The 25,490-nt window shown below is 67.1% G+C and carries 23 protein-coding genes; 16 read left to right on the forward strand and 7 right to left on the reverse strand.

The annotated features are described in order from the left end of the window. The first annotated feature begins 12 nt into the window (after positions 1-12). From ACP156_RS22705 to ACP156_RS22720, 4 genes are read left to right on the forward strand one after another with little or no spacing between them, the layout of a single operon-like run. Positions 13-840, forward strand: a complete 828-nt coding sequence (locus ACP156_RS22705) for an ABC transporter ATP-binding protein (protein ID WP_425053640.1) — start codon at positions 13-15, stop codon at positions 838-840. Beyond that, the gene (locus ACP156_RS22710) at positions 840-1,679 is read left to right on the forward strand and encodes an ABC transporter permease (RefSeq protein ID WP_425053641.1); all 840 of its coding nucleotides are present in this window, start codon (positions 840-842) and stop codon (positions 1,677-1,679) included. Before ACP156_RS22705 ends, ACP156_RS22710 begins: the two co-directional genes overlap by 1 nt. A gap of 47 nt (positions 1,680-1,726) precedes the next feature. Then, positions 1,727-2,869, forward strand: a complete 1,143-nt coding sequence (locus ACP156_RS22715; RefSeq protein ID WP_425053642.1) for a hypothetical protein — start codon at positions 1,727-1,729, stop codon at positions 2,867-2,869. Between the two features lie 4 nt (positions 2,870-2,873). Then, the gene (locus ACP156_RS22720; protein ID WP_425053643.1) at positions 2,874-3,719 is read left to right on the forward strand and encodes a bifunctional 5,10-methylenetetrahydrofolate dehydrogenase/5,10-methenyltetrahydrofolate cyclohydrolase; all 846 of its coding nucleotides are present in this window, start codon (positions 2,874-2,876) and stop codon (positions 3,717-3,719) included. Between the two features lie 61 nt (positions 3,720-3,780). Here ACP156_RS22720 and ACP156_RS22725 read toward each other — a convergent pair whose 3' ends face one another. From ACP156_RS22725 to ACP156_RS22745, 5 genes are all read right to left on the reverse strand, one after another. After that, positions 3,781-4,413 carry a nuclear transport factor 2 family protein gene (locus ACP156_RS22725; RefSeq protein WP_425053644.1) on the reverse strand — a complete coding sequence of 211 codons (633 nt, stop codon included), beginning with the start codon at positions 4,411-4,413 and terminating at the stop codon, positions 3,781-3,783. Positions 4,414-4,592: 179 nt separating this feature from the next. Next, positions 4,593-6,155, reverse strand: a complete 1,563-nt coding sequence (locus ACP156_RS22730) for a hydantoinase B/oxoprolinase family protein (RefSeq protein WP_425053645.1) — start codon at positions 6,153-6,155, stop codon at positions 4,593-4,595. After that, the gene (locus ACP156_RS22735) at positions 6,152-7,879 is read right to left on the reverse strand and encodes a hydantoinase/oxoprolinase N-terminal domain-containing protein (protein WP_425053646.1); all 1,728 of its coding nucleotides are present in this window, start codon (positions 7,877-7,879) and stop codon (positions 6,152-6,154) included. Before ACP156_RS22735 ends, ACP156_RS22730 begins: the two co-directional genes overlap by 4 nt. After that, positions 7,876-8,367 (reverse strand): ureidoglycolate lyase, encoded by a 492-nt coding sequence (locus tag ACP156_RS22740; RefSeq protein ID WP_425053647.1) that lies wholly within the window; start codon positions 8,365-8,367, stop codon positions 7,876-7,878. Before ACP156_RS22740 ends, ACP156_RS22735 begins: the two co-directional genes overlap by 4 nt. A gap of 8 nt (positions 8,368-8,375) precedes the next feature. Beyond that, positions 8,376-9,170, reverse strand: coding sequence for a creatininase family protein (locus ACP156_RS22745; RefSeq protein ID WP_425053648.1), 795 nt, complete (start codon positions 9,168-9,170; stop codon positions 8,376-8,378). A 131-nt stretch (positions 9,171-9,301) separates the two neighbouring features. On the opposite strand from ACP156_RS22745, the gene ACP156_RS22750 reads away from it, so the two are divergent. From ACP156_RS22750 to ACP156_RS22795, 10 genes are all read left to right on the forward strand, one after another. Continuing rightward, entirely contained in the window at positions 9,302-10,216 is a 915-nt protein-coding gene (locus ACP156_RS22750; protein ID WP_425053649.1) for a LysR family transcriptional regulator, read from the forward strand. A 249-nt stretch (positions 10,217-10,465) separates the two neighbouring features. Continuing rightward, the gene (locus tag ACP156_RS22755) at positions 10,466-11,623 is read left to right on the forward strand and encodes an ABC transporter substrate-binding protein (protein WP_425053650.1); all 1,158 of its coding nucleotides are present in this window, start codon (positions 10,466-10,468) and stop codon (positions 11,621-11,623) included. A gap of 66 nt (positions 11,624-11,689) precedes the next feature. Next, a complete protein-coding gene (locus ACP156_RS22760) occupies positions 11,690-12,676 on the forward strand; it encodes an ABC transporter ATP-binding protein (protein WP_425053651.1) in 987 nt (328 codons plus the stop codon). Next, entirely contained in the window at positions 12,673-13,617 is a 945-nt protein-coding gene (locus ACP156_RS22765; protein WP_425053652.1) for an ABC transporter permease, read from the forward strand. The genes ACP156_RS22760 and ACP156_RS22765 overlap by 4 nt, the downstream gene beginning before the upstream one ends. Next, positions 13,607-14,413 (forward strand): ABC transporter permease, encoded by an 807-nt coding sequence (locus ACP156_RS22770; protein ID WP_425053653.1) that lies wholly within the window; start codon positions 13,607-13,609, stop codon positions 14,411-14,413. Before ACP156_RS22765 ends, ACP156_RS22770 begins: the two co-directional genes overlap by 11 nt. A gap of 12 nt (positions 14,414-14,425) precedes the next feature. After that, positions 14,426-15,850 (forward strand): gamma-aminobutyraldehyde dehydrogenase, encoded by a 1,425-nt coding sequence (locus ACP156_RS22775; RefSeq protein WP_425053654.1) that lies wholly within the window; start codon positions 14,426-14,428, stop codon positions 15,848-15,850. A gap of 94 nt (positions 15,851-15,944) precedes the next feature. Continuing rightward, entirely contained in the window at positions 15,945-16,742 is a 798-nt protein-coding gene (locus ACP156_RS22780; protein ID WP_425053655.1) for an SDR family oxidoreductase, read from the forward strand. Between the two features lie 43 nt (positions 16,743-16,785). Continuing rightward, on the forward strand, positions 16,786-17,799 hold the full coding sequence (locus ACP156_RS22785; RefSeq protein WP_425053656.1) for a glycosyl hydrolase family 8: 1,014 nt from the start codon (positions 16,786-16,788) through the stop codon (positions 17,797-17,799). Between the two features lie 108 nt (positions 17,800-17,907). Then, the gene (locus ACP156_RS22790) at positions 17,908-19,071 is read left to right on the forward strand and encodes an HlyD family efflux transporter periplasmic adaptor subunit (protein ID WP_425053657.1); all 1,164 of its coding nucleotides are present in this window, start codon (positions 17,908-17,910) and stop codon (positions 19,069-19,071) included. A gap of 1 nt (position 19,072) precedes the next feature. Then, positions 19,073-21,052, forward strand: a complete 1,980-nt coding sequence (locus ACP156_RS22795) for a glycosyltransferase (protein ID WP_425053658.1) — start codon at positions 19,073-19,075, stop codon at positions 21,050-21,052. Here ACP156_RS22795 and ACP156_RS22800 read toward each other — a convergent pair. Both ACP156_RS22800 and ACP156_RS22805 read right to left on the reverse strand, forming a co-directional pair. After that, positions 21,039-22,142 carry a HAMP domain-containing protein gene (locus ACP156_RS22800; protein ID WP_425053659.1) on the reverse strand — a complete coding sequence of 368 codons (1,104 nt, stop codon included), beginning with the start codon at positions 22,140-22,142 and terminating at the stop codon, positions 21,039-21,041. The genes ACP156_RS22795 and ACP156_RS22800 overlap by 14 nt on opposite strands. 13 nt (positions 22,143-22,155) lie before the next feature. Beyond that, entirely contained in the window at positions 22,156-22,761 is a 606-nt protein-coding gene (locus ACP156_RS22805; RefSeq protein WP_425053660.1) for a hypothetical protein, read from the reverse strand. Between the two features lie 326 nt (positions 22,762-23,087). On the opposite strand from ACP156_RS22805, the gene ACP156_RS22810 reads away from it, so the two are divergent. Both ACP156_RS22810 and ACP156_RS22815 read left to right on the forward strand, forming a co-directional pair. Beyond that, complete coding sequence (locus tag ACP156_RS22810; RefSeq protein WP_425053661.1) at positions 23,088-24,389, forward strand: extracellular solute-binding protein; 1,302 nt, start codon at positions 23,088-23,090, stop codon at positions 24,387-24,389. A gap of 146 nt (positions 24,390-24,535) precedes the next feature. After that, entirely contained in the window at positions 24,536-25,489 is a 954-nt protein-coding gene (locus ACP156_RS22815; protein ID WP_425053721.1) for an ABC transporter permease subunit, read from the forward strand. Position 25,490 lies beyond the last annotated feature (1 nt).

Genomic DNA, 25,490 nt, shown 5'->3' on the forward strand with positions numbered 1-25,490 from the left:
GTGGAGGGCCCGATGACCCAGACCAGACCGGCCGAACCCGGGCACAGGGGCGTCTATCGCCTGTCGCCCGACCGCGCGCCCGACCCGCGCCCCGTCGCGCTGCGGTTCGAGGACCTGTCGATGACCTATCCCGACGGGACCGAGGCGCTGACCGGCATCGACCTGTCCATCGCGGCGGGCGAGTTCGTGTCGATCATCGGCCCCTCGGGCTGCGGCAAGTCCACGCTGGCGCGGATCGCCTCGGGGCTGCTGCCGCAGACCGGCGGCACCGTCCGGATCGACCGCGACCACCTTGCCTTCACCTTCCAGGAGGCGACGCTGCTGCCGTGGCGGCGGGTGCTGGGCAACGTGGAACTGATGATGGAACTGCGCGGCGTCCCGGCGGCGGAACGCAAGCGCAAGGCGCTGGAACAGTTGGACCTCGTGGGCCTGAAAGGGTTCGAGGACAGGTTTCCCCGCGCGCTGTCGGGCGGCATGAAGATGCGCGCCTCGCTGGCGCGGTCCTTCGCGCTGGACCCCACGGTGTTCCTGTTCGACGAACCCTTCGGCGCGCTGGACGAGATCAACCGCGAGCGCCTGATCGAGGAACTCTCGGCGCTGCACCGGGCCAAGGGCTTCACCGGCTTCTTCATCACCCACTCGATCCCCGAGGCGGTCTACCTGTCCTCGCGTGTCGTGGTGATGGGCGCGCGTCCGGGCCGGATCGAGGCCGAGTACGCCATCGACCTGCCGCAACCCCGCAACGCCGAGTTGCGCTTTGACCCGGCCTTCACCGAGGGCTGCGCCGAGATTTCGCATTGCCTGCGCGGGCTGATGCAGCCCGACGAGAGGACGTCCTGATGACCGATACCGCCCTTCCTCCGGCGCACGCGCCCGTCCCGAACCCCGCGCCGCCGACCCCGGCGGGCCGCGTGATCGGAGCCTTCCTGCCCCCCGTCTTGCTGGGCTGTGCGTTGCTGGCGCTTTACGCCTGGACCCGTGCCGGACTGCCCGAGCACCGACAGTTCCTGATGCCCAGCGGGCAGGGCCTGTGGGAGATGGCGTTCTCGAAGCCCGAGATCTGGGCCGAACTGGGCCAGCGCGCGCTGGTGACGATCTCGATCGCCGCCGCCGGTATGGCCTGCTCCATTCCCATCGGCATCCTGCTGGGTGTGTTCATGTTCCGAATGCGCCTGCTGGAACGGGCGATCTTTCCCTATCTCGTGGCGCTGCAATCGATCCCGATCCTTGCCATCATCCCGCTGATCCAAAGCGCGCTTGGCTTCGGCTTTCTGCCGAAAATGCTGATCGTCGCGATGTTCACCTTCTTCTCGATCCCAACGACGCTGCTCTTGGGGCTGAAAAGCCTTGACCGGGGCGTGATCGACCTGTTCCGGCTGTCGAATGCCAGCTGGTGGGTCACGCTGTGGAAGGCGGGCTTCCCGTCCGCCGCGCCCGCTCTGTTCGCGGGGCTTCGCATCTCGGCGGGCCTCGCGGTGATCGGGGCCATCGTGTCCGAGCTGTTCTTCCTCGCCGGTCCCGGCGGGCTGGGGCAGATGCTTATCAACTCCAAGATCGACTTCAAATACGAGGAAATGTACGCCGCCCTGATCGTGTCGTCGCTTCTGTCGATCTCGGTTTACCTGTTTTTCCAGTTTCTCGGAAACCGCCTGTTCGCCGACTGGCACGGGCGGGTCTGAGACCGCGTCACCCACAACAAACGCATACAACAGAGAGGACCAGCCAGATGAAGACCAGCATGACGCTTGCCCTTGCCGCAGGCCTTGCCGCCGGAGCCGCCCACGCGGGCGAGTTTGCCGAAACACATTACACTACGCCGCTTGCCGACGTCTGCCCGAACCCGCTGATCCTGCAGAAGGATTGGCTGATGCAGGCCGAGCACGGGCCGATCCTTCAGATGATCGGTTCGGGCGGCACGATGGAGACCGGCGTCTACAAGGGCCCGCTGGGGTCCACCGGGATCGAGCTTCAGGTGCTTGAAGGCGGCGGCGGCATCGGCCTTGGCGACGGCGAGACCGCGTTCTCGGCGCTGTTCATGGGCAACTCGAAGGCCGGCGTGCGCCCGCACCTTGGTTATCACGAACTGGACAACGCGTTCATCTTCTCCAGCCGCTTCCCCGCCGTGGGCGTCTTCGCGCCGCTTGACGTGGCGCCGACCGTGCTGCTGTGGGACGAGGCGACCTATCCCGACGGCTTCGCGTCGATCGACGACCTGAAGGCCTTTGCCGAGGCCGACAGCGGCAAGATCTACGTCTCGACCATCGCCCGCACCTTCGGCAAGTTCCTGGTGGACGAGGGCGTGCCGGAAGCCGCCTTTGTCGAAGGCTACCGGGGCGACGGCGAGAACTTCGTGGTCAACAACGGCACGTGGCTGAACCAGGGCTTCCTGACCTCCGAGGTCTACAAGTTCGAGAACGGCAACAACTGGGAAAAGCCCATCGGCTACGTCACGCTGAACGACCTTGGCTACGTGAACTACACCGGCATGGTGTCGGTCGCGAAGGACCGGATGGACGAACTCGCGCCCTGCCTTGAAAAGCTGGTGCCGATCATGCAGCAGGCCGCCGTCGACTTCGCCAAGGACCCGGCAGAGGTGTCCGAGTTGATCGTGGCCTTCAACGACGGCGGCTTCGGCACCTCGTGGTGGAAGACCGACGCAGAGCTGGTCAGCTACGCCGCGACCACGATGCCCGAGACCGGCATCATCGGGAACGGCACCAACGACACCATCGGCGATTTCGACATGGACCGCGTGGCGGCCATCCTCGAGATCGTGAAGCCGGGGCTGGACGAACGCGCCGACCCGGACGTGACCCCCGAGGACGTGGTGACCAACCGCTTCATCGACCCGTCCATCGGGCTCGAGTGATCGCGTGACCGCCATCCTTCTGGACGGAGACGTCCTTGCCCGCCGCCGGTTCGACGAACTGGCGGCGCGTGTCGTTTCGCTGAAGGCGCGCGGCGTCGTGCCCCGGCTGGCGACGGTGCTGGTGGGCGACAACCCGGCCAGCCAGTCCTATATCGGGCGCAAGCACGCGAACTGCGCCGAACTGGGGATGGCGTCGGATGACATTCGTCTGCCCGAAGCCGTCTCGGAAGACGCGCTGATCGAACAGGTCGAGGCGCTGAATGCCGATCCGTTGGTCCACGGGGTGCTGGTGCAGTTGCCGCTGCCCGCGCATCTGGACGAGGGCCGGGTCGGCGAGGCGGTCTCTCCGGCCAAGGACGTGGACGGGCTGCATCCGATGAACCTTGGCCGGCTTCTGGCCGGGACGCCGGGCCTGCTGCCCTGCACGCCCGCCGGGATCGTCGATCTGCTGCGCGCTCATGACGTGCCGCTGGCCGGTCGCCGGGTGGCGATCATCGGGCGCGGGATGCTGGTGGGGCGGCCGCTGGCCATGCTGATGTCGCTGCGCGGGACGGATGCCGAGGTGACGCTGCTGCATCGCGGCTCGCCCGATCTGGCCGAGAGCACGCGGCGGTCGGATGTGGTCGTCTCGGCGGTGGGGCAGCCCGATCTCGTGACCGCCGAGATGATCCGGCCGGGTGCGGCGGTTGTGGGCGTCGGGATCACTTATGTCGATGGCGGCATGGTGTCGGACATCGCCGATGACGTGGCCGACGTCGCGGGCCAAGTCACCCCCCGCCACGGCTCGGTCGGCGCGATGACCCGCGCGCATCTGTTGGGCAACCTCGTGCGGATCGCGTCGCCCGAGTGACGCTGTAGGTCGTGCATCTCCGGGCCCGATCAGGGCCCGAAGATGCGCGACAACGCGACCCTTACTCCGTCGGCGGGCAGGTGTTGATCGGGGCGGCCTTCGCGATCGGGAAGCACTCGGCCCATTCCTCGGTGCGCGGCGGCCACGGCGTCAGGAAGGCGGGGCTTTCTTCCAGCTGAAGCACACCCAGCGCCTGCAGGTCCTTCACGCGGCCGTCGAGATATTCCTTGATGATCGTGATCTTGCCATCCTCGACCGAGGCGACCCACACATCGTTCACCACCTGCTTCGCGCCACGCTGGAAGGCGCGGAACTGAAGCTCGACCGCGACTCGGCTTTCATCGAGGTCGATGTAGAACGCGTCTTCCGGCATGTAGATCGACACGTCGGTCGCCATCCCGCAGAAGGTGTTCAGGTCTTCCAGCATCGTGGGCAGACCTTCATAGGCCGTCGTCGGATACGAGAACTTCACGTTCTCCGCGACCGCACCGGTCATGGCGTCGGAATTGCAGTCGGCCCACGCGGTCGCAAGGTCGAAGATCAGCGCCTGCATCATGCCGCGCGGCGAGTCCGCGGGCTCGACCTCGCCCGCGAAGAAGACGCCGGGGCGGACTTCTTCCTGCGCGGTGGCCGCGGTGGCAGAGACGGCGGCGGACAGGGCGATGAGGGCGGCGGTGGTGGCCTTGAGCGTCATCGGTTTCAACTCCCATGTTGTTCGATTATCGAATGTTCGTACGATAATTTGACCTCTCGGGCGGCCTTTCTGTCAACGCCATTCAGTTTTCGCCGCCGCTTCGCGCCAGAGATTGCCTGCCGGATAAGCAGATGCCGCCGCCTCGGTAAGAATGGCGGCAATTGCAGGAAAAGCGGCGTTCAGCCCGCCGCGCCGTAGCCCGCGCCGCCCGCGCTTTCGACCTCCAGCCGGTCGCCTGTGTTCAACACGACCGCCGACCGGGCGGGCAATTCCTCGACGCTGGCGTCGGCCCGGATCACCCGCGCCGCCGCCGGTTTCGGCGCGCCGCCGCCCTGCGCGCCCTCGGGCACACGGGCAAAGCGTTCGCCCCGGATCGAGACCGAGATACCGTCCGCCAGCGCTTCGTACACCCGCCGGATGCCATCGCCGCCGGGGAAGCGGCCCGCGCCGCCCGATCCCCGCCGCCGCTCGGCGCGCGCCAGCCGGATCGGCAGCACCGCTTCCAGCGCCTCGGCGGGCGTGTTCCGCGCGTTGCCGACATCGGTCGAGATGCCCGGTGCGCCGGGCCGGTCGGGGCCGCCGCCCGCGCCGCCCGCGACGATCTCTGTGGCGAGAAAGGGCGTGCCATCCCCGTTCCGGCCCGAGAAGGCGATGACATAGGCCATGCCGCAATTCGCCGCCGGAAGCCCATCGGGCGCAAGTTTCCCCAGCGCCTGCAGCACGGCAGAGGTGATCGAGCGCACCATGTTGGTCCGCGCGTTGACCGCCGCCGGGGGCGCTGCGTTGACGACGCTGGCCTGCGGCAACGTCAGGTCCAGCCGCCGCAGGATACCGCCGTTCCGCGGCGCGTCGGGGCCGAGCAGCGTCAGCAGCGCGTAGAACACCGCCGATAGCGGCCCCGAGGCGACGCAGTTGATCGGCGCTTTCACCTGTGGCGACGAGCCGGTGAAGTCCGCGTGCAGCCGTCCGTCCGCCACGGTCAGCGACAGCCGGACTTCGGCGGGGCCGTGGCCGGGGTTCGGGTCCAGCCCATCCTCGCCGGTGGCCTGGGTGGCGGGCAGGGTGGCAAGGCGGCTGACGACGGTAGCCTCTCCCGCGTCCAGCAACCCGGCGACGGCCTCCAGAAAGCCCACGGTTCCCATTTCGCAAGCGATCCGCTGCAACCCGCGCGCCGCCTGCCGCCCGGCGGCGGCCTGCGCGTCAAGGTCGCCCAGCACCACGTCCGGCACCCGCGACGCGGCACGGATCAGCGCGGTGGTGGCGTCGGTCAGGCGTCCGTTCGTCCCGGCGTGCATCGGCGGAAGGCGCAGGCCCTCTTGGTAAATCTCGGTCGCGTCGGGCGGCACCGAACCGGCGCGCATCCCGCCGATGTCCTGATGGTGCAGCAGGCTGGTCGCCAGCGCGATGACGCGGCCCCCGTGGAACACCGGCATCAGCAGGGCGATGTCGGGCAGGTGAGTGCCGCCGCCGAACGGGTCGTTCGTCATGAACAGGTCGCCCTCGGCCATCGTGTCGACCGGGAAAGCCGCCGTCACCGCCGTGACGATCCCGGGCAGCGCGCCCAGCAGCAGCGGGATGGCGTTCGACATCGCCAGCAGCTCGCCGCCCGTGGTGAACAGGGCCGAGGCGCAGTCCGCCCCCTCGCGCACCACCGGCGAGACCGAGGTGCGCATCAAGCTTTCCTGCATCGTCTGCGCCAGCCCGTCGAGCCGAAGCTGAAGGTTGCGTTGCTGCGGGGTCATGCGCGGTCCTCCAGCAGATAGCCGGCGGCGGAGGCAGTCAGACGCCAGCCTTCCGGCACCCAGACGCCGCCCGCGTCGGTCTGCACCAGCGCGGGACCGTCCACCGGCGCACTGTCGGTGGTTTCGGCGGTTGCAGTTTCGGGCGATTGGTCCCGGATCGCGGTGACACGACCGATGAAACCGGGGCCGGGCGGTTCGATCTCGTACCGCGCGGCATAGGCGTTGCGCCATGCCGTCAGGAGGTCCTGCGCGGTCTTCGGCGGCTGTCCGAGGACCAGCGTCATCGGGTGCATCTCGGGGCGCGGCGCGATGGACAGGCGGTAAAGGTCGGGTGTCAGCCCCAGCGCCGTGGCAAGATCGCCGAACAGCCCCGCGACGTCGAGACCGTCAACGGGCCCGTTCACGCTGTGGCCCGCTTCCAGCCGGTCGGGCGCTTGGGCCAGTCCGGTCGCGCCGGCGGCGGCGGGGTGCCGGGGCAGGCGGACGCGGGACAGGCCCGTCGCCCGGGCGATATCGGCGGCCAGCAATCCGCCGGTGCCGCCACAGACGATAAGCCCGGTCTGCAACGGGTCGACGTTGCGTCGGGTGGCGAAGCGGATGGCTTCCTCGGCCAGCCGGGCAGCGACGGCGCCCAGCAGGGCGGGGCTGGCCTTTGTCGCTGTTGCGCCCGGCAGCCGGCCGTCGGCGATCAGCAGGTCGTCGAGGCTTGGCGCATTGGCGGCGCCCAGCACCAGCCGTCCGTCCAGCAACGCCACCGGGCAGGAGCCGCCAAGCGCGATGCTCGCCATGTCCACAAGGTCGCGGCGCAGGGGAATCCCCGCGATCTGGCCCGGATCGGCCATCACCGGCACCCCGTCCTGAAGCAGCATCAGGTCCGCGCTGCGCGATCCGACGTCCAGCACAACGGCGTCCCCTTCGGACGGGGCCAGCGCACCCCGTGCAGCGGCGGCTGGACCGCTGGCAAGGACCGATACAAGGTCTCCAAGGGCATCGTCCTTTGCCCGCACAACGCCACGCCCGTCTCCGAAGAATAGCGTTCCGGTGAAGCCCGCGTCGCGCAGGCCCGTGTCCAGCGCGGCCAGTTCGGCCTGCGCCGTGCTGCGCAGCCACGCCTCGATCAGCGTGCCCACGGTCCGCTCGTATTCGCGCGGCGCCGGGTCGACCCGGTGCGACAGGATGATCTCGACTTCGGGAAGCAGTTCGCCAAGCCGCGCGGCGACCGCCTGCTCATGTGCGGGGTTCGCATGGGCGAAGAGCAGGGCCACCGCCACCGCCTGAACACCGGCGCTCCTCAGATCCGCAGCGATCCCGTCCAGCGCGGCAAGGTCCGGTGGCGCGGTCTCGGTCCCGTCCGGGCCGATCCGTCCGCCGATCTCGTGGATCACGTCGCGCGGGGCCAGAAACAGCGGCGCGGCAGATCGGGCGACGGGGGCATAGAGGTCCACGCGGTCCTGCCGGGCGAGTTCCAGCACGTCGCCGAACCCCTTGGTGCAGATCAGCGCCACCGGCCCGCGTTCCTGCGCCAGCAGGCGGTTCAGGGGGCGGGTGGATGCAATGCGGACCTCGGACAGCGCGGCAGGCGGGACGCCCATCGCATCTAGGCCGGACAGCAGCGCCGCGACGGGATCGTCCCGCACGGGCTGTTTCGCAAGGCGGGGTCCTTCGGGGCCGGTCAGGCACAGGTCGGCGAAACGGGCGCCGAAATCGACGGCCAGCCGGGTCATGCGGCGGGCCAGCGGATCGAGACCGGCGCGGGCAGGTCGGCGAAGACAGTGTCGGTGGGGCCGCCGGTGCGCCACATCCACGAGATGAACTGCGCCGGTCGGTCCAGCGCGACGATGCCATGGTGCCAGATGCCGGGGTGATACAGGATCGCCTGATCGGGCCGCGCGACGAAGGCGGCGGGGGTCGATTCCAGCCCCTCGGGCCAGACGACCACCAGCCAGCGCGCCGACTGCATCGGGGCGAAGAGTTGCATGGAATGCGGGTGATGCTCGACCTTGGTGGCGACCAGCGGCGCTTCGGTGGCCGCGCATTCGTAGAACTCGACCGCCGCCGTGTCCGCCGCCGCGTCGTGGGGCAGCGCGGCCTCGGGGCGGCTTTGGCGCACGGTGCCGTCCCGGATCATCTTCACCGCGCCAAGGCCGGGCTGCACGACCTCTCCGAACGGCTTGAAGGTATCGGGATCCAAAGGTTGCGCGTCGATATTCATGTCAAGTCTCAGGTTTGGGCCGGGAAGCCGGGCGTGTGCGCCGCGATCTCGTCCAGCATCTCGGCGAAGGCGGTCGCGCAGGTTTCTACGATCACGCGGCCCGCCTCGGCGGTGGCGGCGGCGGCGTTGCCGGCCGCGCCCTCGGGCGTCAGGTCGCGGGCCGCCCAGCCGGTGGTGATCGGGCCCGTCAGCCGCAGATGCGTGTTCGTTTCCGCCACAGCGCGGGACGCAGGGACGAAATCGGCGGCGGCGGTCATGTCCACCAGATCGGGACGAAGATACAGCATCGCGGCGGTTTCCATAAAGCCCGCGTGGATGTCGTCGGGGTATTTCAGCTCTGCCGGAACGCGTGGCATGCCCGGAGTCATCCAGCCGGCGGCAACGGCGAACAGGCCATGGTCAATCCGCAACCGGCGGCACGCGATCTGCAGCGCGGGGATGTTGCCCCCGTGGCCGTTGATGAACACGATCCGCCGCATCCCGGCCTGCGCTACTGCGCGGCCGATGGCCATGAGCTGCACCACCAGCTCTTCGGGCTCGATCCACACCGATCCGGCAAAATCGTGGTGCTCGCGCGAGGCGGTGAGGTCGAGGGTCGGAAACTGCACCACCCTCGCGGATGTCACCTGCGCCACGACCTTGGTCGCCACGCCTTCGGACAGGAAGGTGTCGGTGCCCAGCGGAAGGTGGGGGCCGTGCTGCTCGGTCGCGCCGCAGGGAACCAGCGCCACCGCGTCGGCCAGCGCGCCATCCGCGAAGTCCCGGTGTTTCAATTCCTGCCAAAGCATGAAAAAAAGTTCCATATCCGAACATTTGTGCGCCTATTGGTTCGCAGTCCCGCCCGCGGGTGTCAATACTTGCCTGCGCGCCCGCTTGTGAGCGCGGTGCGCCTGCGCTTAATCTGCGGGCACGATCCCGGCAGGAGCCCCTTGATATGTCCTTCACGCTGAAGCAGTTGCGCTATTTCGTGGCGGTCGCCAACGCGGGGTCCGTCATCGGGGCGGCGCAGTCTTTGTCGATCTCGCAGTCGGCGGTGACCGAGGCGCTGAAGAACCTCGAGGCCGATCTGGGCGTGCCGCTGTTCGAGCGCCACGCGCGCGGGCTGAACATCACCCACAGCGGCCACCAGTTCCTGCGACATGCGACCAAAATCCTGTCGGACGTGTCGGGCGCGCGCCGGGCGTTCAAGCGGGCGCCGGGGACGACCTCGGGGCGGTTGAACATCGGGGTCACCTCGCTGATGGCGGGCTATGTGATGTCGGACCTGCTGGCGCGATACCGGCGGATGAACCCCTCGGTGAACGTCTCGGCGCTGGAGGACAGCGGCGAATACCTTGAACACCTGCTGGTCGGCGGCGAACTGGACGTGGCGGTCATGGTGATCTCGAACCTGCGCGACCGGATGGCGCTGCAGTCCGAGATCCTCGACGTGTCCGCCTTCCGCCTGTGGCTGCCGCTGGAGCACAAGCTGGCGGGGCGGGAAAGCATCGGGCTGGACGACGTGGCGCGCGAGCCGCTGATCATGCTGAACGTCGACGAGATGGAGGAAGAGGCGGTCAAGCTGCTGTCGGCCTTCGGCCAGCGCCCGCAGATCGCCTTCCGGACCCGCAGCGTCGAGGCGGTGCGCAGTCTTGTCGCCACCGGCGCGGGCGTGGCGCTGTTGCCGGACCTTGTCTATCGGCCATGGTCGCTGGATGGGGACCGCATCGAAAGCCGCGACGTGTCCGGCGCGCTGCCCATCGTGCAGGTCGGGGTGGTGTGGCGGCGGGGCCTGCCGCTGTCGCCTGCGGTGCGGGATTTCATCTCGCTTGCGCGGATGGGGCAGGAAGGCAAGCACCTGCGGCTTTGACATGCCCAAGCTATCGGAATTTCCGAACGCACGTTTCTGAATATTGAATTTGCGAATGCAGAATGCGGCTCGCATAGTTTCCCTGCGGCGGATGGGGCCCGCGCCGCCTTGGCGGTTTCCTGACCCCCGGATCGCACCCGGCGCAGCGGCGTCGTGGATCATAAACGTATCTTGGGCTGCCGATACCACCCGGCCGCGCGATCCTGCGCGGACGCCGGTCCGGTGCGGCCACCCCGCAGGGAGATCGCAATGAAGACCAATTTCATCACCGCCGTCGTGACCTCGATCGCCGCCGGTTCGGTCGCCACCGCGTCGCTGGCGCAGATGACCGAGATCGGCGAGGGCGAGGGCGCGCTGTCGATCGTCGCGTGGGCCGGCTATGTCGAGCGCGGCGAGACCGACCCCAACTTCGACTGGGTGACCGGCTTCGAGGAAGCGACGGGCTGCATGGTCTCGGTCAAGACCGCCAACACCTCGGACGAGATGGTCGCGCTGATGAACGAGGGCGGCTTCGACCTTGTCACCGCGTCGGGCGACGCCTCGCTGCGGATGATCGCGGGCAACCGGGTGCAGCCGATCAACATCGACCTCGTGCCGTCGTGGAGCACCGTGGACGACCGCCTGAAGGAAGCGCCGTGGCACACGGTGGACGGCACCCACTACGGCGTGCCCTACATGTGGGGCCCGAACGTGCTGATGTACAACACCGAGGTCTTTGCAGAAGCGCCGACCTCGTGGAACGTGGTCTTCGAGGAAACCACGCTGGGCGACGGCGAAAGCAACTCGGGCCGGGTGCAGGCCTATGACGGTCCGATCCACATCGCGGACGCGGCCATGTACCTGATGTACCACCAGCCGGATCTGGGCATCACCGACCCCTATGAACTGACGCAGGACCAGTACAACGCCGCGCTCGACCTGCTGCGCGTTCAGCGCGGGCTGGTCAGCCGCTACTGGCACGACGCCTTCATCCAGATCGACGACTTCAAGAACGAAGGCATGGCCGCCTCGGGCTCGTGGCCGTTCCAGGTGAACCTGTTGCAGGCGGACGGCGTGCCGGTCGCATCGGTCATCCCGCAGGAGGGCGCGACGGGCTGGGCCGACACCACCATGCTGCACGTCGACTCGGAGCACCCGAACTGCGCCTATATGTGGTTCGAGCACCAGCTTGCCTCGAACCTGCAATCCGACCTGTCGGTCTGGTTCGGCGCGGTGCCCTCGGTGCCGGCGGCCTGTTCGGACGGGCGCGGGATGCAGACGCAGGAAGGCTGCGACGCCAACGGTCTGGACCAGTTCGAGAAGATCAAGTTCTGGAAGACCCCGGTGACCAACTGCGAAAGCCAGGACGAATGCGTGCCCTACTATCGCTGGGTGTCCGACTATATCGGTGTGATCGGCGGACGCTGATCGCCTGACCTCTCCCCCGTGCCGCCCGCCTTGTGTGGCGGCACGGGCAAGGACCGGAAAACTTTCATGTCAGCCGTGAACTTCGACCACGTCTCCCGCCACTTCGGCGAGGTGAAGGCGGTGGATGGCGTCAGCCTTGATATCCCCGAAGGCGAGTTCTTCGCCATGCTGGGGCCGTCGGGGTCGGGCAAGACCACCTGCCTGCGCCTGATCGCCGGGTTCGAGCGTCCGACCTCGGGCCGCATCTCTATCTTCGGAGAGCAGGTCGCCGACCTGCCGCCGTACAAGCGGCACGTGAACACGGTGTTTCAGGACTATGCGCTGTTCCCGCACCTGAACGTCATCGACAACGTGGCCTACGGGCTGATGATCGCCGGGCAGGGTCGCAAGGCGCGTCATGCGGCGGCGGAACAGGCGCTGGAGATGGTGCGGCTGGGCGGCTACGGCACGCGCAAGCCGTCCGAGTTGTCGGGCGGCCAGCGGCAGCGGGTGGCGCTGGCGCGGGCGCTGGTGAACAAGCCGCGCGTTCTGCTGCTGGACGAACCGCTGGGCGCGCTGGACCTGAAACTGCGCGAACAGATGCAGGAGGAACTGAAGGGCCTTCAGCGCCAGCTTGGCATCACGTTCGTTTTCGTCACCCACGATCAGGGCGAGGCGCTGTCGATGGCCGACCGCGTCGCGGTGTTCAACGAGGGCCGCATCATTCAGGTGGGCGCGCCCGAGGATATCTATTTCCGGCCCGAAGTGCCCTTCGTGGCCGATTTCGTGGGCTCGTCCAATGTTCTGCCCGCGCCGCTGGTGGCCAGGCTGACCGGCACCGAGAGCCCTGCCGCGATCCGCCCCGAACGGGTGCGGCTGGCCGGTGAGGGGCCGCTGAAGGCCATGGTCACCGGGCTCAGCTTTCTGGGCCTCAGCACCCGCGTCACGCTGGATGTCGAGGGCACCAGGATGACGGCGCTTCTGCCGCAGGACGCGGCCCGTCCCACAGTGGGCGAGACGGTCGCGCTGGAATGGGCCGAGGGCGATCTGCACCTGATGCGGGGTGGGGCGTGAGCGCGGCGACCGATACCCTGACGGCCCGCGAGGGCGTCGCGACGCGGCTGTCGGACACGCTGTGGCGGCGTCCGAAGCTGCTGCTGGTGCTGCTGTTGCTGCCGCCCGTGCTGTGGCTGGGGATCATCTACCTTGGCTCGCTGTTCGCGCTGTTGCTGCAAAGCTTCTTCTCGATCGACCACTTCAGCGGGCTGATCAACTACGAGTTCACGCTGCGCACCTATGCCGAACTCTTCACGCCCGCGAACTTCGACATCATCGTGCGCACCGTCACGATGGCGGCCTGCACCACGCTGGCCTCGGCAGTGATCGCCTTCCCCATCGCCTATTACGCGGCCCGCTTCGCCGAGGGCCGGTGGAGGGCGGTGTTCTACCTCGGGATCATGATGCCGCTGTGGTCCAGCTATCTTGTGAAAATCTACGCGTGGAAGCTGATCCTCGCGAAGGAAGGCATCCTGACCTGGGCGCTGGAAGGGCTGCACCTGAACTGGCTGCTGGACGCCTACCTGGCGCTGCCGGTGGTGGGCGGTAACTCGCTGTCGGTCAGCACCACGGGGACGTTCATCGTGTTCGTCTACGTCTGGATGCCGTTCATGATCCTGCCGATCCAGGCCGCGCTGGAGCGGGTGCCGGTGTCGATGCTGGAGGCGTCGGGCGACCTTGGCGCGCGGCCGGGCCAGACCTTTCGCCACGTGCTGTTCCCGCTGGCGCTGCCGGGGATCGTGGCCGGGTCGATCTTTACCTTCTCGCTGACCCTTGGCGATTACATCATCCCGCAGATCATCGGCACCTCGCGTCTGTTCATCGGGCAGGCGGTGTACCAGCATCAGGGGATCGCCGGGAACATTCCTCTGGCCGCCGCCTTCGCCGTGGTGCCCATTGTGATCATGGGTGTGTACCTGTACATCGCCAAGCGGATGGGGGCGTTCGATGCACTCTGACCGCGCTTCTCTGGGCCTGAAGATCGCCGCCGCCGCGGGACTGCTGTTCCTGCATCTGCCGATCCTGCTGATCTTCGTCTACGCCTTCACGACCGAAGAGAAATCCTTTCAGTGGCCGCCCCCCGGCCTGACGCTGAAATGGTTCGCCGTGACGTGGAACCGCCCCGACGTATGGGAGGCGCTGGGGCTGTCGGTGAAGGTCGCGTCGATCTCGACCGTCATCGCGCTGATCCTTGGCTCGCTCTGCGCCGCCGCCGTCAGCCGCACCCGGTTCTTCGGGCGCGAGACGATCTCGCTGCTGGTGATCCTTCCCATCGCGCTGCCGGGCGTCGTCACCGGGATCGCGCTGCGGTCGGCCTTTTCCATCGCGGATATTCCGTTCAGCACGTGGACCATCGTGCTGGGCCACGCGACCTTTTGCGTCGTCATCGTCTACAACAACGCCGTCGCCCGGTTCCGCCGCACCAGCGGCAGCCTGATCGAGGCGTCGATGGACCTTGGCGCCAACATGTTCCAGACGCTGCGCCACGTGATCCTGCCCAATATCGCCACCGCGCTGGTGGTCGGTGGGATGCTGGCCTTCGCGCTTAGCTTCGACGAGGTGATCGTCACCACCTTCACAGCGGGTCAGCAGCAGACGCTGCCGATCTGGATGCTCGAGGAACTGGTGCGCCCGCGCGAGCGCCCGGTGACCAACGTGGTCGCCATGGTCGTCGTGCTGGTCACCATGCTGCCCATTCTGGGCGCCTATTATCTCACCCGCGGGACGGAAGCCGTCGCCGGACAGGGCAAGTAACGGAGGAAATCCATGCAGACCAAGATGCTGATCGGAGGCGCCCAGGAAGCGGGCACCGAGACCGAGGAACAGGTCCTGAACCCGCGCACCGGCGAGGTCATCGTGAAGATGCCCGAGGCCGATCTGGATCAGGTGAACCGCGCCGTCGCCGCGGCTCGCGCGGCCTTTCCGGCTTGGGCGCGCACGACGCCGGGCCACCGCTCTGGCCTGCTTTTGGCGCTGGCCGACGCGGTCGAAGCGCGGCTCGAGGACTTCGCGAAGCTCGAGGCGCTGAACTGCGGCAAGCCCATAAACGAGGTGCGCAACGAGGAAGTCCCGGCCATCGCTGACTGCTTCCGCTTCTTCGCGGGCGCGGTGCGCAACATGCACGGCCCGGTGGCGGGCGAGTACATGGAGGGGCACACCTCGATGATCCGGCGCGATCCGATCGGCGTCGTCGCCTCGATCGCGCCGTGGAACTATCCGATGATGATGATGGCGTGGAAGCTGGCCCCGGCGCTGGCGGGCGGCAACACGGTCGTCATGAAACCGTCAGAACAGACGCCGCTGACCGCGCTGCTGATGGCCGAGATCATCGCGGGCATCTTCCCCGAGGGCGTGGTGAACGTGATCGTGGGGCAGGGCGCAAGCGTGGGCAACGCGCTGATCAATCACCCCGAGGTCGATATGGTGTCGATCACCGGCGACGTGGCCACCGGCAAGAAGGTGCTGCAGGCGGCGTCGAAGTCGGTGAAGCGGACGCATCTGGAACTGGGCGGCAAGGCCCCGGTGATCGTGATGGACGACGCCGACCTTGGCCGCGTGGTCGAGGGGCTGCGGGCCTTCGGCTATTACAACGCCGGGCAGGACTGCACCGCCGCCTGCCGGATCTATGCCGGACCGAAAATCTACGACAACCTCGTGGCCGACCTCACCGGCGCGGTGTCCTCCATCGTCTACGACAACGCGGACGATACCCTGAACGAAATCCCGCCGCTGATCTCGCAGCGCCAGCGCGACCGCGTGGCCAGCTTCGTGCAGCGCGCGTCCGAGCTGAAACACATCGAGATCACCACTGGCGGCGACCTGCACGAGGGGAACGGGTTCTACTACCGCCCCACGGTGGTCGCGGGGGCTTTGCAGCAGGACGAGATCGTCCAGCGCGAGGTGTTCGGCCCGGTCGTCTCGGTCACCCGGTTCGACGACGCCGACACCGCCGTGGCCTGGGCCAACGACAGCCAGTACGGACTTGCCTCATCGGTCTGGACCGGCGACATCGGCCGTGCGCTCGATATCTCGGCCCGGCTGCAATACGGCTGCACATGGGTGAACACCCATTTCATGCTGGTCAACGAGATGCCCCACGGCGGTCTGAAGCAATCCGGCTACGGCAAGGATATGTCGATGTACGCGCTGGAGGACTACACCGTCGCCCGCCACGTGATGATCGCCCACTGACCGACGTTCTGCCCTTGCGGTTGCCGGTCTGACGCGACAGCCTCGCGCCGAACGGAACACGGCCCGCGCGGCCGCAAGGAACGGAACGTACGACATGGATCTGACAGGCAAAACGGCGCTGGTCACCGGCGGCACCCATGGCTTGGGCGGCGCAATCGCCTCGGGGCTTCACGCCGCCGGGGCGAAGGTGCTGATCACCGGCATCGAGGACGAGATGGGCGCGGCGCTGGCTGCCGAACTGGGCGAGGGCGCCGCCTATCAGCGGATGGACCTGTCCGACGACGGCCAGATCGACACCGCGCTCGAGGCCTGCAAGGACCGCTTCGGCACATTGGACATCGTGGTCCACAATGCGTGCTCGTATCTCGACAACGGTATGGACACGACGCGCGACGACTGGCTGACCTCGCTGAACGTCAACGTGGTGGGGGCGGCGATGGTGATGCAGAAGGCGCGGCCCTACCTGACCGCGCCGGGCGGGGTCGTGGTGCTGATGGGCAGCGTCTCGGCCAAGTCCGGCAACCACACGCGGGGGCCGTACTCGGTCAGCAAGGCGGCGCTGGCGCAACTGACCAAACTGGGCGCGGTGCAGCTTGGGACCAAGGGCATCCGGGTGCTCAGCGTGTCGCCGGGCTGGACATGGACCCCGCCGATGGAGGCGATGACCGACGGCGACCGCGATATCGCCGACGCGGCGGGCGCGCAGGTGAAGCTCCTGGGCCGGGTCGGGCGGATGACCGAGGTGTCGGACGCGGTGGTCTTCGCCTGCTCTGACGCGGCCTCTTGGATCACCGGTTGCGATATCCCGGTGGACGGCGGCTTCACCGCGCTGGGGCCGGATCGGGGCCTTGGCCCGCGCCATTGGTGCGCGGAAGTACGCGAAGCCGACTGACACCCCCTTGCCAGCGCCGCAGATCGGGGCATCTCATGCAATCATGAGGCGAAGAACGATGATCGCGGGCATGGCGGCGCTGGCAGTCGCGCGGCCCGCGCTTGGGCTGGAGCAGACGGGCGCGTGGCAGGCTTGGCGCGACCGCTTCGTCGCGCCGGACGGGCGCGTGATCGACGATGGCAACGGCGGCATCAGCCATTCCGAGGGGCAGGCCTATGGCCAGATCCTTGCCGAGGTCTTCGACGACCGCGAGGCGTTCGAGCGCATGGAACGCTGGACCCGTGACCACATCGCCAACCGGCAGGACGCTTTGATGTCGTGGAAATGGGACCCGTCCCGGCCCGACAGCATCCCCGACTGGCACAATGCCACCGACGGCGACCTGCTGCGCGCGTGGGCGCATCTGCGGGCAGCGCGGGACCGGGGATGGCCGGTCGACCAAGAGGTGCCCGCCGCGATCACCCGCGACATCGTGGGGTTGTGTCTTGCGCCCGATCCCCGTCGTCCCGACGCGCTGTTGCTGATGCCCGGCGCCGAGGCGCTCAGCCAGCCCGACAGGGTGCTGGTCAACCCGTCCTACTATCACCCGCGCGCCATGCGGGAACTGGCGGACGCCTATGGCCAGCCGGATCTCGCCCGCGCCGCCGACCATGGCGAGACGCTGCTGGCCGAACTGGCGGCGACGGGCCTGCTGCCGGACTGGGTGACGGTCACGCCCAAGGGGTTCGTGGACCCGAGAGACCACGATTACCGCTCGTCCTACGATGCCTTGCGCATCCCGATCTATCTTGCGTGGTCGGGCAGGGGCGATCACCCTGCGGTTGCCGGGATGGCAACGATGCTGGCGCGCGCGGACCTGCCGGACCACGTCGCCGTCCGGGTCGAGGCCGATGGCGCGGTCACCGCGATCAGCAACGAACCGGGATACCGGGCCATCGCACAGGTGGCTTCCGACCAGATTGTGCCACTTTCGCCGGGTGATTTTGCAACGCAGCCATATTTTCCCGCGACACTTCAAATGCTTGCGTATGTCGCACATGCAGAAAGCCGCGGCTGACCGCCCAAACCCTGCCACATTGAAAATTTACTAATTAACCACGATTCGGAAACACCTGGCCCGAAGGCCTGCCGGATCGCCGTGTGGTACAAGGTTCAGGGATAACCCATGAAATATGCTCGCCCTCTACTCGGACTTGTCATTGCTCTGGTGGCCGTTTGGGTCATCGTCGGCGAACAGATGTCCGGCGCCAGCGCCGATGCCGTCGTGAACGCTCCGGTTGTAACCGTACGCGCCGACGTGGCCGGGACGCTGGAACTGCCCAACCGCGCCTTCGGCTCGCGCATCGCCTCGGGCGAGGTGGTGGCCAACGTCACCGATCAGCTTGTCGACACCGTCCGCCTGAACGATCTGCTGATGGAAGCACGCTTCGCCGCCGCCGAAACGATCCGCGTCACCGCGGACCTTGAAGCGACGAAGGCGGTGCAGGCGGAACTGCACCAGCGGACCCGCATCTTCCACGGCGAGCGTCTGGCTGAAATCCGCGCCCGCCTGACCCATGCCCGCATCCGGCTGGCCTATCTCGAATCCGGCGAGATGCCGGACGACACCGAGCTTCGCGTGATCGACCTTGTGGACGACATGCAGGACCGCCTGCCGGGCGAACCGCTGACCGAGGTGCTGGTGCTTGACCACGCGCGCGAGCGGGTCGAGGTGCTGGAAATCGCCCTGCGCGCCGCCGAACGCGGCGTGTTTCTTGGCGACGGCTACAACGACTCGCCCAATGCCGAACAGCGCGCGACCGAACTGGATACGGTGATCGCCGGGCTGGAAACCGCCAAGGCGCAGGCCGAGGCGCGCGAGAAAGCCATCGCCGAACGCATCGGCCGCGAGAGGGTGCGCGTCAACGCGCTGACCGGCGGCGAAATCGCCGCGCCGATCAACGGCCTGTTCTGGGAGATCCTGCAAGCCGATGGCGTGACCGTGCAGCGCGGCGACCCGATCCTGCGTCTGGTGGACTGCGACGCGACCATCGTGACGCTGTCGGTGACGGAACGGATCTACAACAGCCTGCACATCGGTCAGGACGCCAGCTTCCGCCTGTCGGGCTCGAACGAGGTGATGGACGCCACCATCGCCCGGCTTGCCGGCTCTGGCGCCGCCACCGTGTACGAACACCTTGCGGTCGCGCCCAGCCAGAAGCATCTCGAGCGTTACGACGTGGCGCTGCTGGTGCCTGCGCTGGCCGCGAACCCCGAGACCCGCTGCATGATCGGCCAGACCGGCCGCGCCTTCTTCGACCGCCGGCCGCTCGACTGGTTCCGCGGCTGACATGCAGTTCTTTCCGCATCTGGGCGAATTGGGGTCCAGCGCCGTGCATCTTGCGCTTATCGCGGGGATCACGGCGATCCTGCCGTCCTTCGTCGACCGCAACAATAACAGGCATCGGGCGGTCCTGTACTCGATCGCCGGGCTGCTGGCGCTGCGGTACGCATGGTGGCGCGCGACCGAGACGTTGGCGCCTCCGGGCCTGACCTTGGACTTCGTGGCCAGCACGCTGTTGTTCACGCTGGAACTGCTGGCGCTGATCGGCTCTGTCAGCGCCTTCGTCATCATGTCGCGCATCAAGCACCGGTCGAAGGAAGCCGACGAGAACATGCACTGGTGGTGGAAGCAGGGCGAACCCCGCGTCGCGATCCTGATCGCCACTTATAACGAGGAACTCGACGTCCTCGAGCGCACCATCGTCGGCGCCAAGTCCTTGCGACACCTCAACAAAGAAGTGATCGTTCTGGATGACAGCCGCCGTGACTGGCTGCGCGACTACTGCACCGAGCAGGGGGTGCGCTATATGCGGCGGCCCGACAACAAGGGCGCGAAGGCCGGCAACATCAACCACGCGCTGGACCGGCTTGCCGAGGATCCGGTGCAGCCCGATTATGTCGCGGTGCTGGACGCGGATTTCGTGCCGCACCGAGGGTTCATCTCGCGCACGCTATCGCTGTTCCACGATCCCACCGTGGGGCTGGTGCAGACGCCGCAGCACTTCTTCAACCCGGACCCGATCCAGCACAATCTTGGCCTGACGCGGTCGTACCCGGACGAACAGCGGTTCTTCTTCGACTACCTCCAGCCGTCCCGTGACGCTTGGGGCATCGCGATCTGCTGCGGCACCTCGTCGATCTGCCGCTGGAGCGCGCTGCGCGAGGTCGGCGGTTTCAGCACCGAAAGCGTCACCGAAGATTTCATGCTGTCCATGGTGATGGAGAACCACGGATACCAGACGGTCTATCTTGGCGAGCCGCTGACCGAGGGCCTCGCGCCCGAGGGTCTGAAGGAATACATCACCCAGCGCGCGCGCTGGTGCCTTGGCCTGATGCAGATCGTCCGCTCGTCGCTGGGCCCGTTCCGCAAGAACGAGCTGAGCTGGCGCCACCGGTGGAGCACCATCGACTCGTTCTTGTACTGGAGCACCTCGTTCCTGTTCCGGATCGCGGCCATCGTCTTTCCGCTGCTGTACTGGTTCTTCAACACCATCGTCGTCGACGCGCAGCTTGCGGACGTGATCACCTATTTCGGCTGCTACTGGCTGTGGGTCGTATTCACGATGAACTTCCTCAGCGGCGGCATCCTGCTGCCGGTCCTGCACGACGTCAGCCAGTTGATCGGGTCGATCCATATCTCCCGCGCCGCGATGGCGGGGATTTTCAAGCCGAAGGGGCACAAGTTTTCAGTGACCGCCAAGGGGGGCGACCGGTCGAAGGTGGTGGTTCAGTGGGAACTGATGGCGCCGTTCCTTCTGGGTTTCGTTCTGACCTTCATCGGCCTGACGCTGGGCATCTTCTTCGATGGCTACGCCTATAACGACGCGGGCGACGGCAAATGGGTCATCGTGTTCTGGAGCGTGTACAACCTTGTGGTTCTGGGCGTGACCTGCCTTGCCTGCATCGAACTGCCCCGGGTCGAGGTCCACGTCGCCGACAAGCCCGAGCGCGTGACGTTCCGCACCGAGGGCGCCGAGTGGTCGCTGTGGATCACCTCGCTGACGATGGACACCGTGCGGCTGCGCGGCGCCGTGGTACCCGAGGGCGCGCGCGGCACGCTGGAGATCGAGGGCGTTCCGGGCGAGGTCTCGGCCTACGTCATCGCGCCCACGGGCGACGGCGCGCGGGTGCAGCTTCTGCCAGACGATGCGCAGCGCGAGGCGTTCTTCGTGCGCTTCTATGCCGAAGGCAACGCGCCCGGCGTCGGAAACGTGCGGGGTGCGGCTTTGCTGGGTGACCTGATCGAGAGGTTCTCTATCGCCCGCTAGGACCGGAGCGGCGGGCCTGCAGGCGCGACAGCGCCGCCGACAGGGTCGCCGCTTCGCGGGTCGCGCCGGTTTCGGGCGGGTAGGTGTCCTCGCCCTCCGCCATCTTCCGCGCGGCATCGGCCAGACCGGTGAACGGCCTCACGAAGATCCGCACGAACAGCATCGACAGAAGCGCCAAGGCGACCAGAGCCACCGCGATGGCGACGCTGGCCGAGCCGACAAGCGTGTTCAGACCGGGCCGGAAGGTGGCCGCGTCGATCCGTCCGGCCAGCCGCCAGCCGAAGCTGGGAAGATCCTCATAGGACACCTGCGGCACCAGCGTCGTGAAATACTCGCGCCCGTCGGGCCACGTCTCGCGGCCGCCGGTCTCGGTTCCCGAACGCGCGGCAGACAGCAGGCTCAACTCACCCGCGCCCGGCGCGGCGTCGCCCGAGGTCATCACCACCTCGCCGGCGGCGTTGATCAGGTAAAGGTCGATGCCCAGCATCCGCCCCGTCTCGGTCAGCGTCCGCTCGGCCCAGCCCGCGTCGATATGCATGCCGACGACGCCCTGCACCTCGCCATCCGCGTTGCGCACCGGCAGGGCGAGGTCGATGAACCGCAGCGGGTCGCCGCCCTCGGGGCGAAGCTTCTGCGCCAGCAGCACGGCGTCATGCACGTCGCCTGCGAAGCCCGAGCGCAAGCCGTTGCGGAACCACGGCCGCTGACTGACATCGGCGCCAACCAGAAGGTCATCCGACGCGTCCAGCACGATGCCGTCCACGTCAGCGTATCCCACCCACGAGATCCGGTCGCCGTCGCCGCGGACGCCTTCCAGCAGGTCGCCGATGTCACCGTCCTCGGTCCCGCCCGCCGCGCGGGCAAGGAACGCCAGATCCGTCCAGTCCGTGTGCAAGAGCCGCGCGAAGGTTTCGCCCGCCGCCTCGGTGCGCTGGCGGACCGCGAGGTCCAGCGCCTCGTTGATCACCGCCTCGGACCGCGACCAGAACACCGCGCTGGCGGCGAGGCCCAGCACCACGACGGATGCGACGACGAACCCATAGGTGGCGGTTGCGAAGGACATCCGTCCGTCTCGCGATACGTCAGCCATGACGCGATCCCTTTCAGAATGTGTTGATGGCGAAGCCGATGAACGCTTCTTCGGCAACGAATTTATAGCCCGCTCGAAGGTAGGCGGGGCTGTCGCCAAGGCGCTTGCTGACGGCCAGCGTCGTCGCGTCGTACTTGTCGCTGCCGCCGATGCTGAACTCGGCGGAGAAGCCCGACGAGCCGAAGCCGGTCTGGACGAGGCCGAAATAGTTGTTGTCGATCGTGTTGTACTCGGCCAGCAGGAACAGCGAGCCGAAATCGGTGGGCATCCAGCGCTCGAACACAATGCGGGCGCCCGCGGTGGTGGTGGTCGAGCCGTCGGTGTCGTCTACCGAACGCCCGACGCTGGGGCCAAAGCGGAAGGTGCCGACGCCGTCCACCGGGAAGGCATAGGACACGCTCAGCGTGGTCGTGTGGCCGCCTTCGTACTCGGAATAGTTGCCGTTCAGGCTGAACCGGTCGCGCGACAGCGCGAACACGCCGTCGACGGCGCTTTCAGAAAGATCCAGCTGGAAGAACTCGCCGTCGGCCCGCGCCGCATCCGGCGCCGCAAGGGCCAGTCCCGCGGCCAGCGCCGCTGCGGGCAGGCTGCGCGGAAAGTGTTGGACGAACGCACTCATGACTTCACCTCGGCGCCGCTCACGGCGGCATTGCACTTGCTGAACACTGTTAACGGCAGATGGGGCATTTTCAAGGAAACGCTCGCCTTTACGGTGCAGGTGGCGATTGTCTGCAACGCTTGGGCAGCGGCGCGGGCATGGGACCGTTCCGAACTGGCCCACCCGCGCGCACGACTATTCCGCACCGGCGGCTCCGCGCGTCTTCCGTTGCGACAAGGGCGGCCCGCGACGGCGGTTGTCCGGGTTCTGTTACAAAACCGAAGGCCATTTGTCACATCCCATCGCTAGCGGTGCCGCCACGCTTACCAACTCATTGTGAGGCACACATGTACAAATTCGCGACGGCGTCGGCGATGATCGCCCTGACCGCCACCTCCGCACTGGCCCAGTCCGCCACCGAGATTTCCTGGTGGCACGGCATGGGTGGCCGCAACGGCGAGGTCATCAACGAGATCTCGCAGATGTTCAACGACCAGACAGACACCTGCAACCTGACGCCGGTGTCGCGCGGCACCTACGAAGAGGCGCTGTCCTCGGGCATCGCCGCCTTCCGCTCGGGCGAGCATCCGAACATCCTGCAGGTGTTCGACGCCGGCGCCGCGACCATCATCGCCGCACAGGGCGCGACCATCGCCGCCGAGGAACTGATCCTTGCCGCCGGTGAAGAGTTCAACCGCGAAGACTTCATCCCCGGTGTCCGCGGCTTCTACGCCGACAGCGAAGGCAAGTTCATCGGCATGCCGTTCAACTCTTCGGCGCCGATCATGTACTACAACACCGAAGCCTTCGAGGCCGCCGGTGTCGAGCCGCCGAAGACCTGGGAAGAGTTCGAGGAAATCGCCCCGGCGATCGTCGAGGCCGGCTATCTGCCGCTGACCGCCTCGCAGCTGACCTGGATGATGGTCGAGAACTTCAAGTCGCGGAACAACCAGGAATTCGCGACCAACAACAACGGCTACGACGGCGTTGACGGCACCGAGATCCTCGTCAACGACGAGAACACCGTCATGATGTTCGAGAAGCTGAAAGAGTGGGCCGACGCCGGCTACTTCGGGTTCTACGGCGCTGGCTGGGCCGACAACCTGAAGCCCTTCGAAGAAGGCCAGTCCGCGATGTGGATCGGCTCGTCCGGCTCGTTCGGCGGTCTGCAGAAATCCGCTTCGGCCCCGTTCTCGGCTGACTTCATGCCGTATTGGGGTTCGATCGAAGGCGCTGGCACGCAGTCCTTCATCGGTGGCGCCGCGCTGTTCGCGATGGCTGGCAAGCCGTCGGAAGAAAACGAGTGCACCGCCCAGTTCTTCACCTTCCTGACCTCGCCGGAAGTGCAGGTCTACTGGCACAAGAACACCGGCTACGTTCCGATCACCGAAGCCGCCTACGAGATGGCGAAGTCGGAAGGCTACTACGAAGAGCAGCCCGTCGCCGAAGTCGGCATCAAGCAGCTTCAGCTGCCGGCTGGCGAATGGACCGCCGGCTACCGGATGGGCTTCTACCCGCAGATCCGTTCGGTGATGGAGCGCGAGTTCAACCGCATCTTCTCGAACGAAGTCAGCGTTCAGGACGCCTTCGACATCATCCAGCAGGAAAGCAACGACCTGCTGCAGCGCTTCGCCCGCACCGCCGGCTGATCGCGTCTGCGACATGACATGCGGAAGCCCGGACCCCGGTTCGGGCTTCCCCCTATACGGCGCCACCGCCTCGGGAAGACCGACAGGGCAGGGCGCATTCCATCAGACCCGCTGGACCCGCCGTGACCGACACCCCGATTGCCGACATGCCCGACGCCCCCCGCCGCAGCCTATCGGCGCGGCTGAGCGACTGGTACTTCGCCGAGACGCCGAACCCCGCCAAGCGGGTGCAGTTCTCGCGTCCGCTGACGCCATGGATCTTCCTGCTGCCGCAGCTCGCCATCGTCGTCATCTTCTTCTACTGGCCGTCGGTGCAGGCCGTCACCTCGTCCTTCTATATCGAGGACCCGTTCGGTTTCGGGTCGACCTTCGTGGGGTTCGAGAACTACACCGACGCCGTCACCAACAGCCAGTACGCCAGCACCGCATGGTTCACCGCGCTGTTCTGCGTTGTCGTCACCGCGCTGTCGCTGGGGCTGGGCCTATTGCTGGCGGTCAAGGCCGACAAGGTGATCCGCGGCGCCGAGACCTACAAGACGCTGCTGATCTCGGTCTACGCCATCGCGCCGCCGGTCGCGGGCCTGATCGGCATGATGTTCTTCGACATGCACATGGGGCCCTTCACCAAGCTGTTCGCCGCCTTCGGCTATGACCTGCGGGTCGGCATCGACTATTGGGACACCGCCTTCGCGCTGACCGTCATCGCGGTGTGGAAGCAGATACCTTACAACTTCATCTTCTTCCTGTCGGGGCTTCAGTCCGTCCCCGTCTCTGTGCGCGAGGCGGCGCTGATCGACGCGCGCTCGGGCTGGCGCAGGTTCAAGGACATCATCCTGCCGCTGCTGGCGCCGACCGCGTTCTTCCTGCTGGTGATCAACATCACCTACACCATGTTCGACACCTTCTCGATCATCGACGTGATCGTGAAGGACAAGCCCGCGAACAACCCTATGACGCTGGTCTACAAGGTCTGTCTCGACGGCTTCAAAGGCAACGACATCGGCGGCTCGTCGGCGCAGTCGGTGATCCTGATGATCGTGGTCGCGGCGCTCACCGTGGTGCAGTTCCGCTTCCTCGAACGCCGCGTGCACTACGGGTGAT

Source organism: Psychromarinibacter sp. S121, from assembly GCF_049801035.1.
GTDB lineage: Bacteria > Pseudomonadota > Alphaproteobacteria > Rhodobacterales > Rhodobacteraceae > Psychromarinibacter.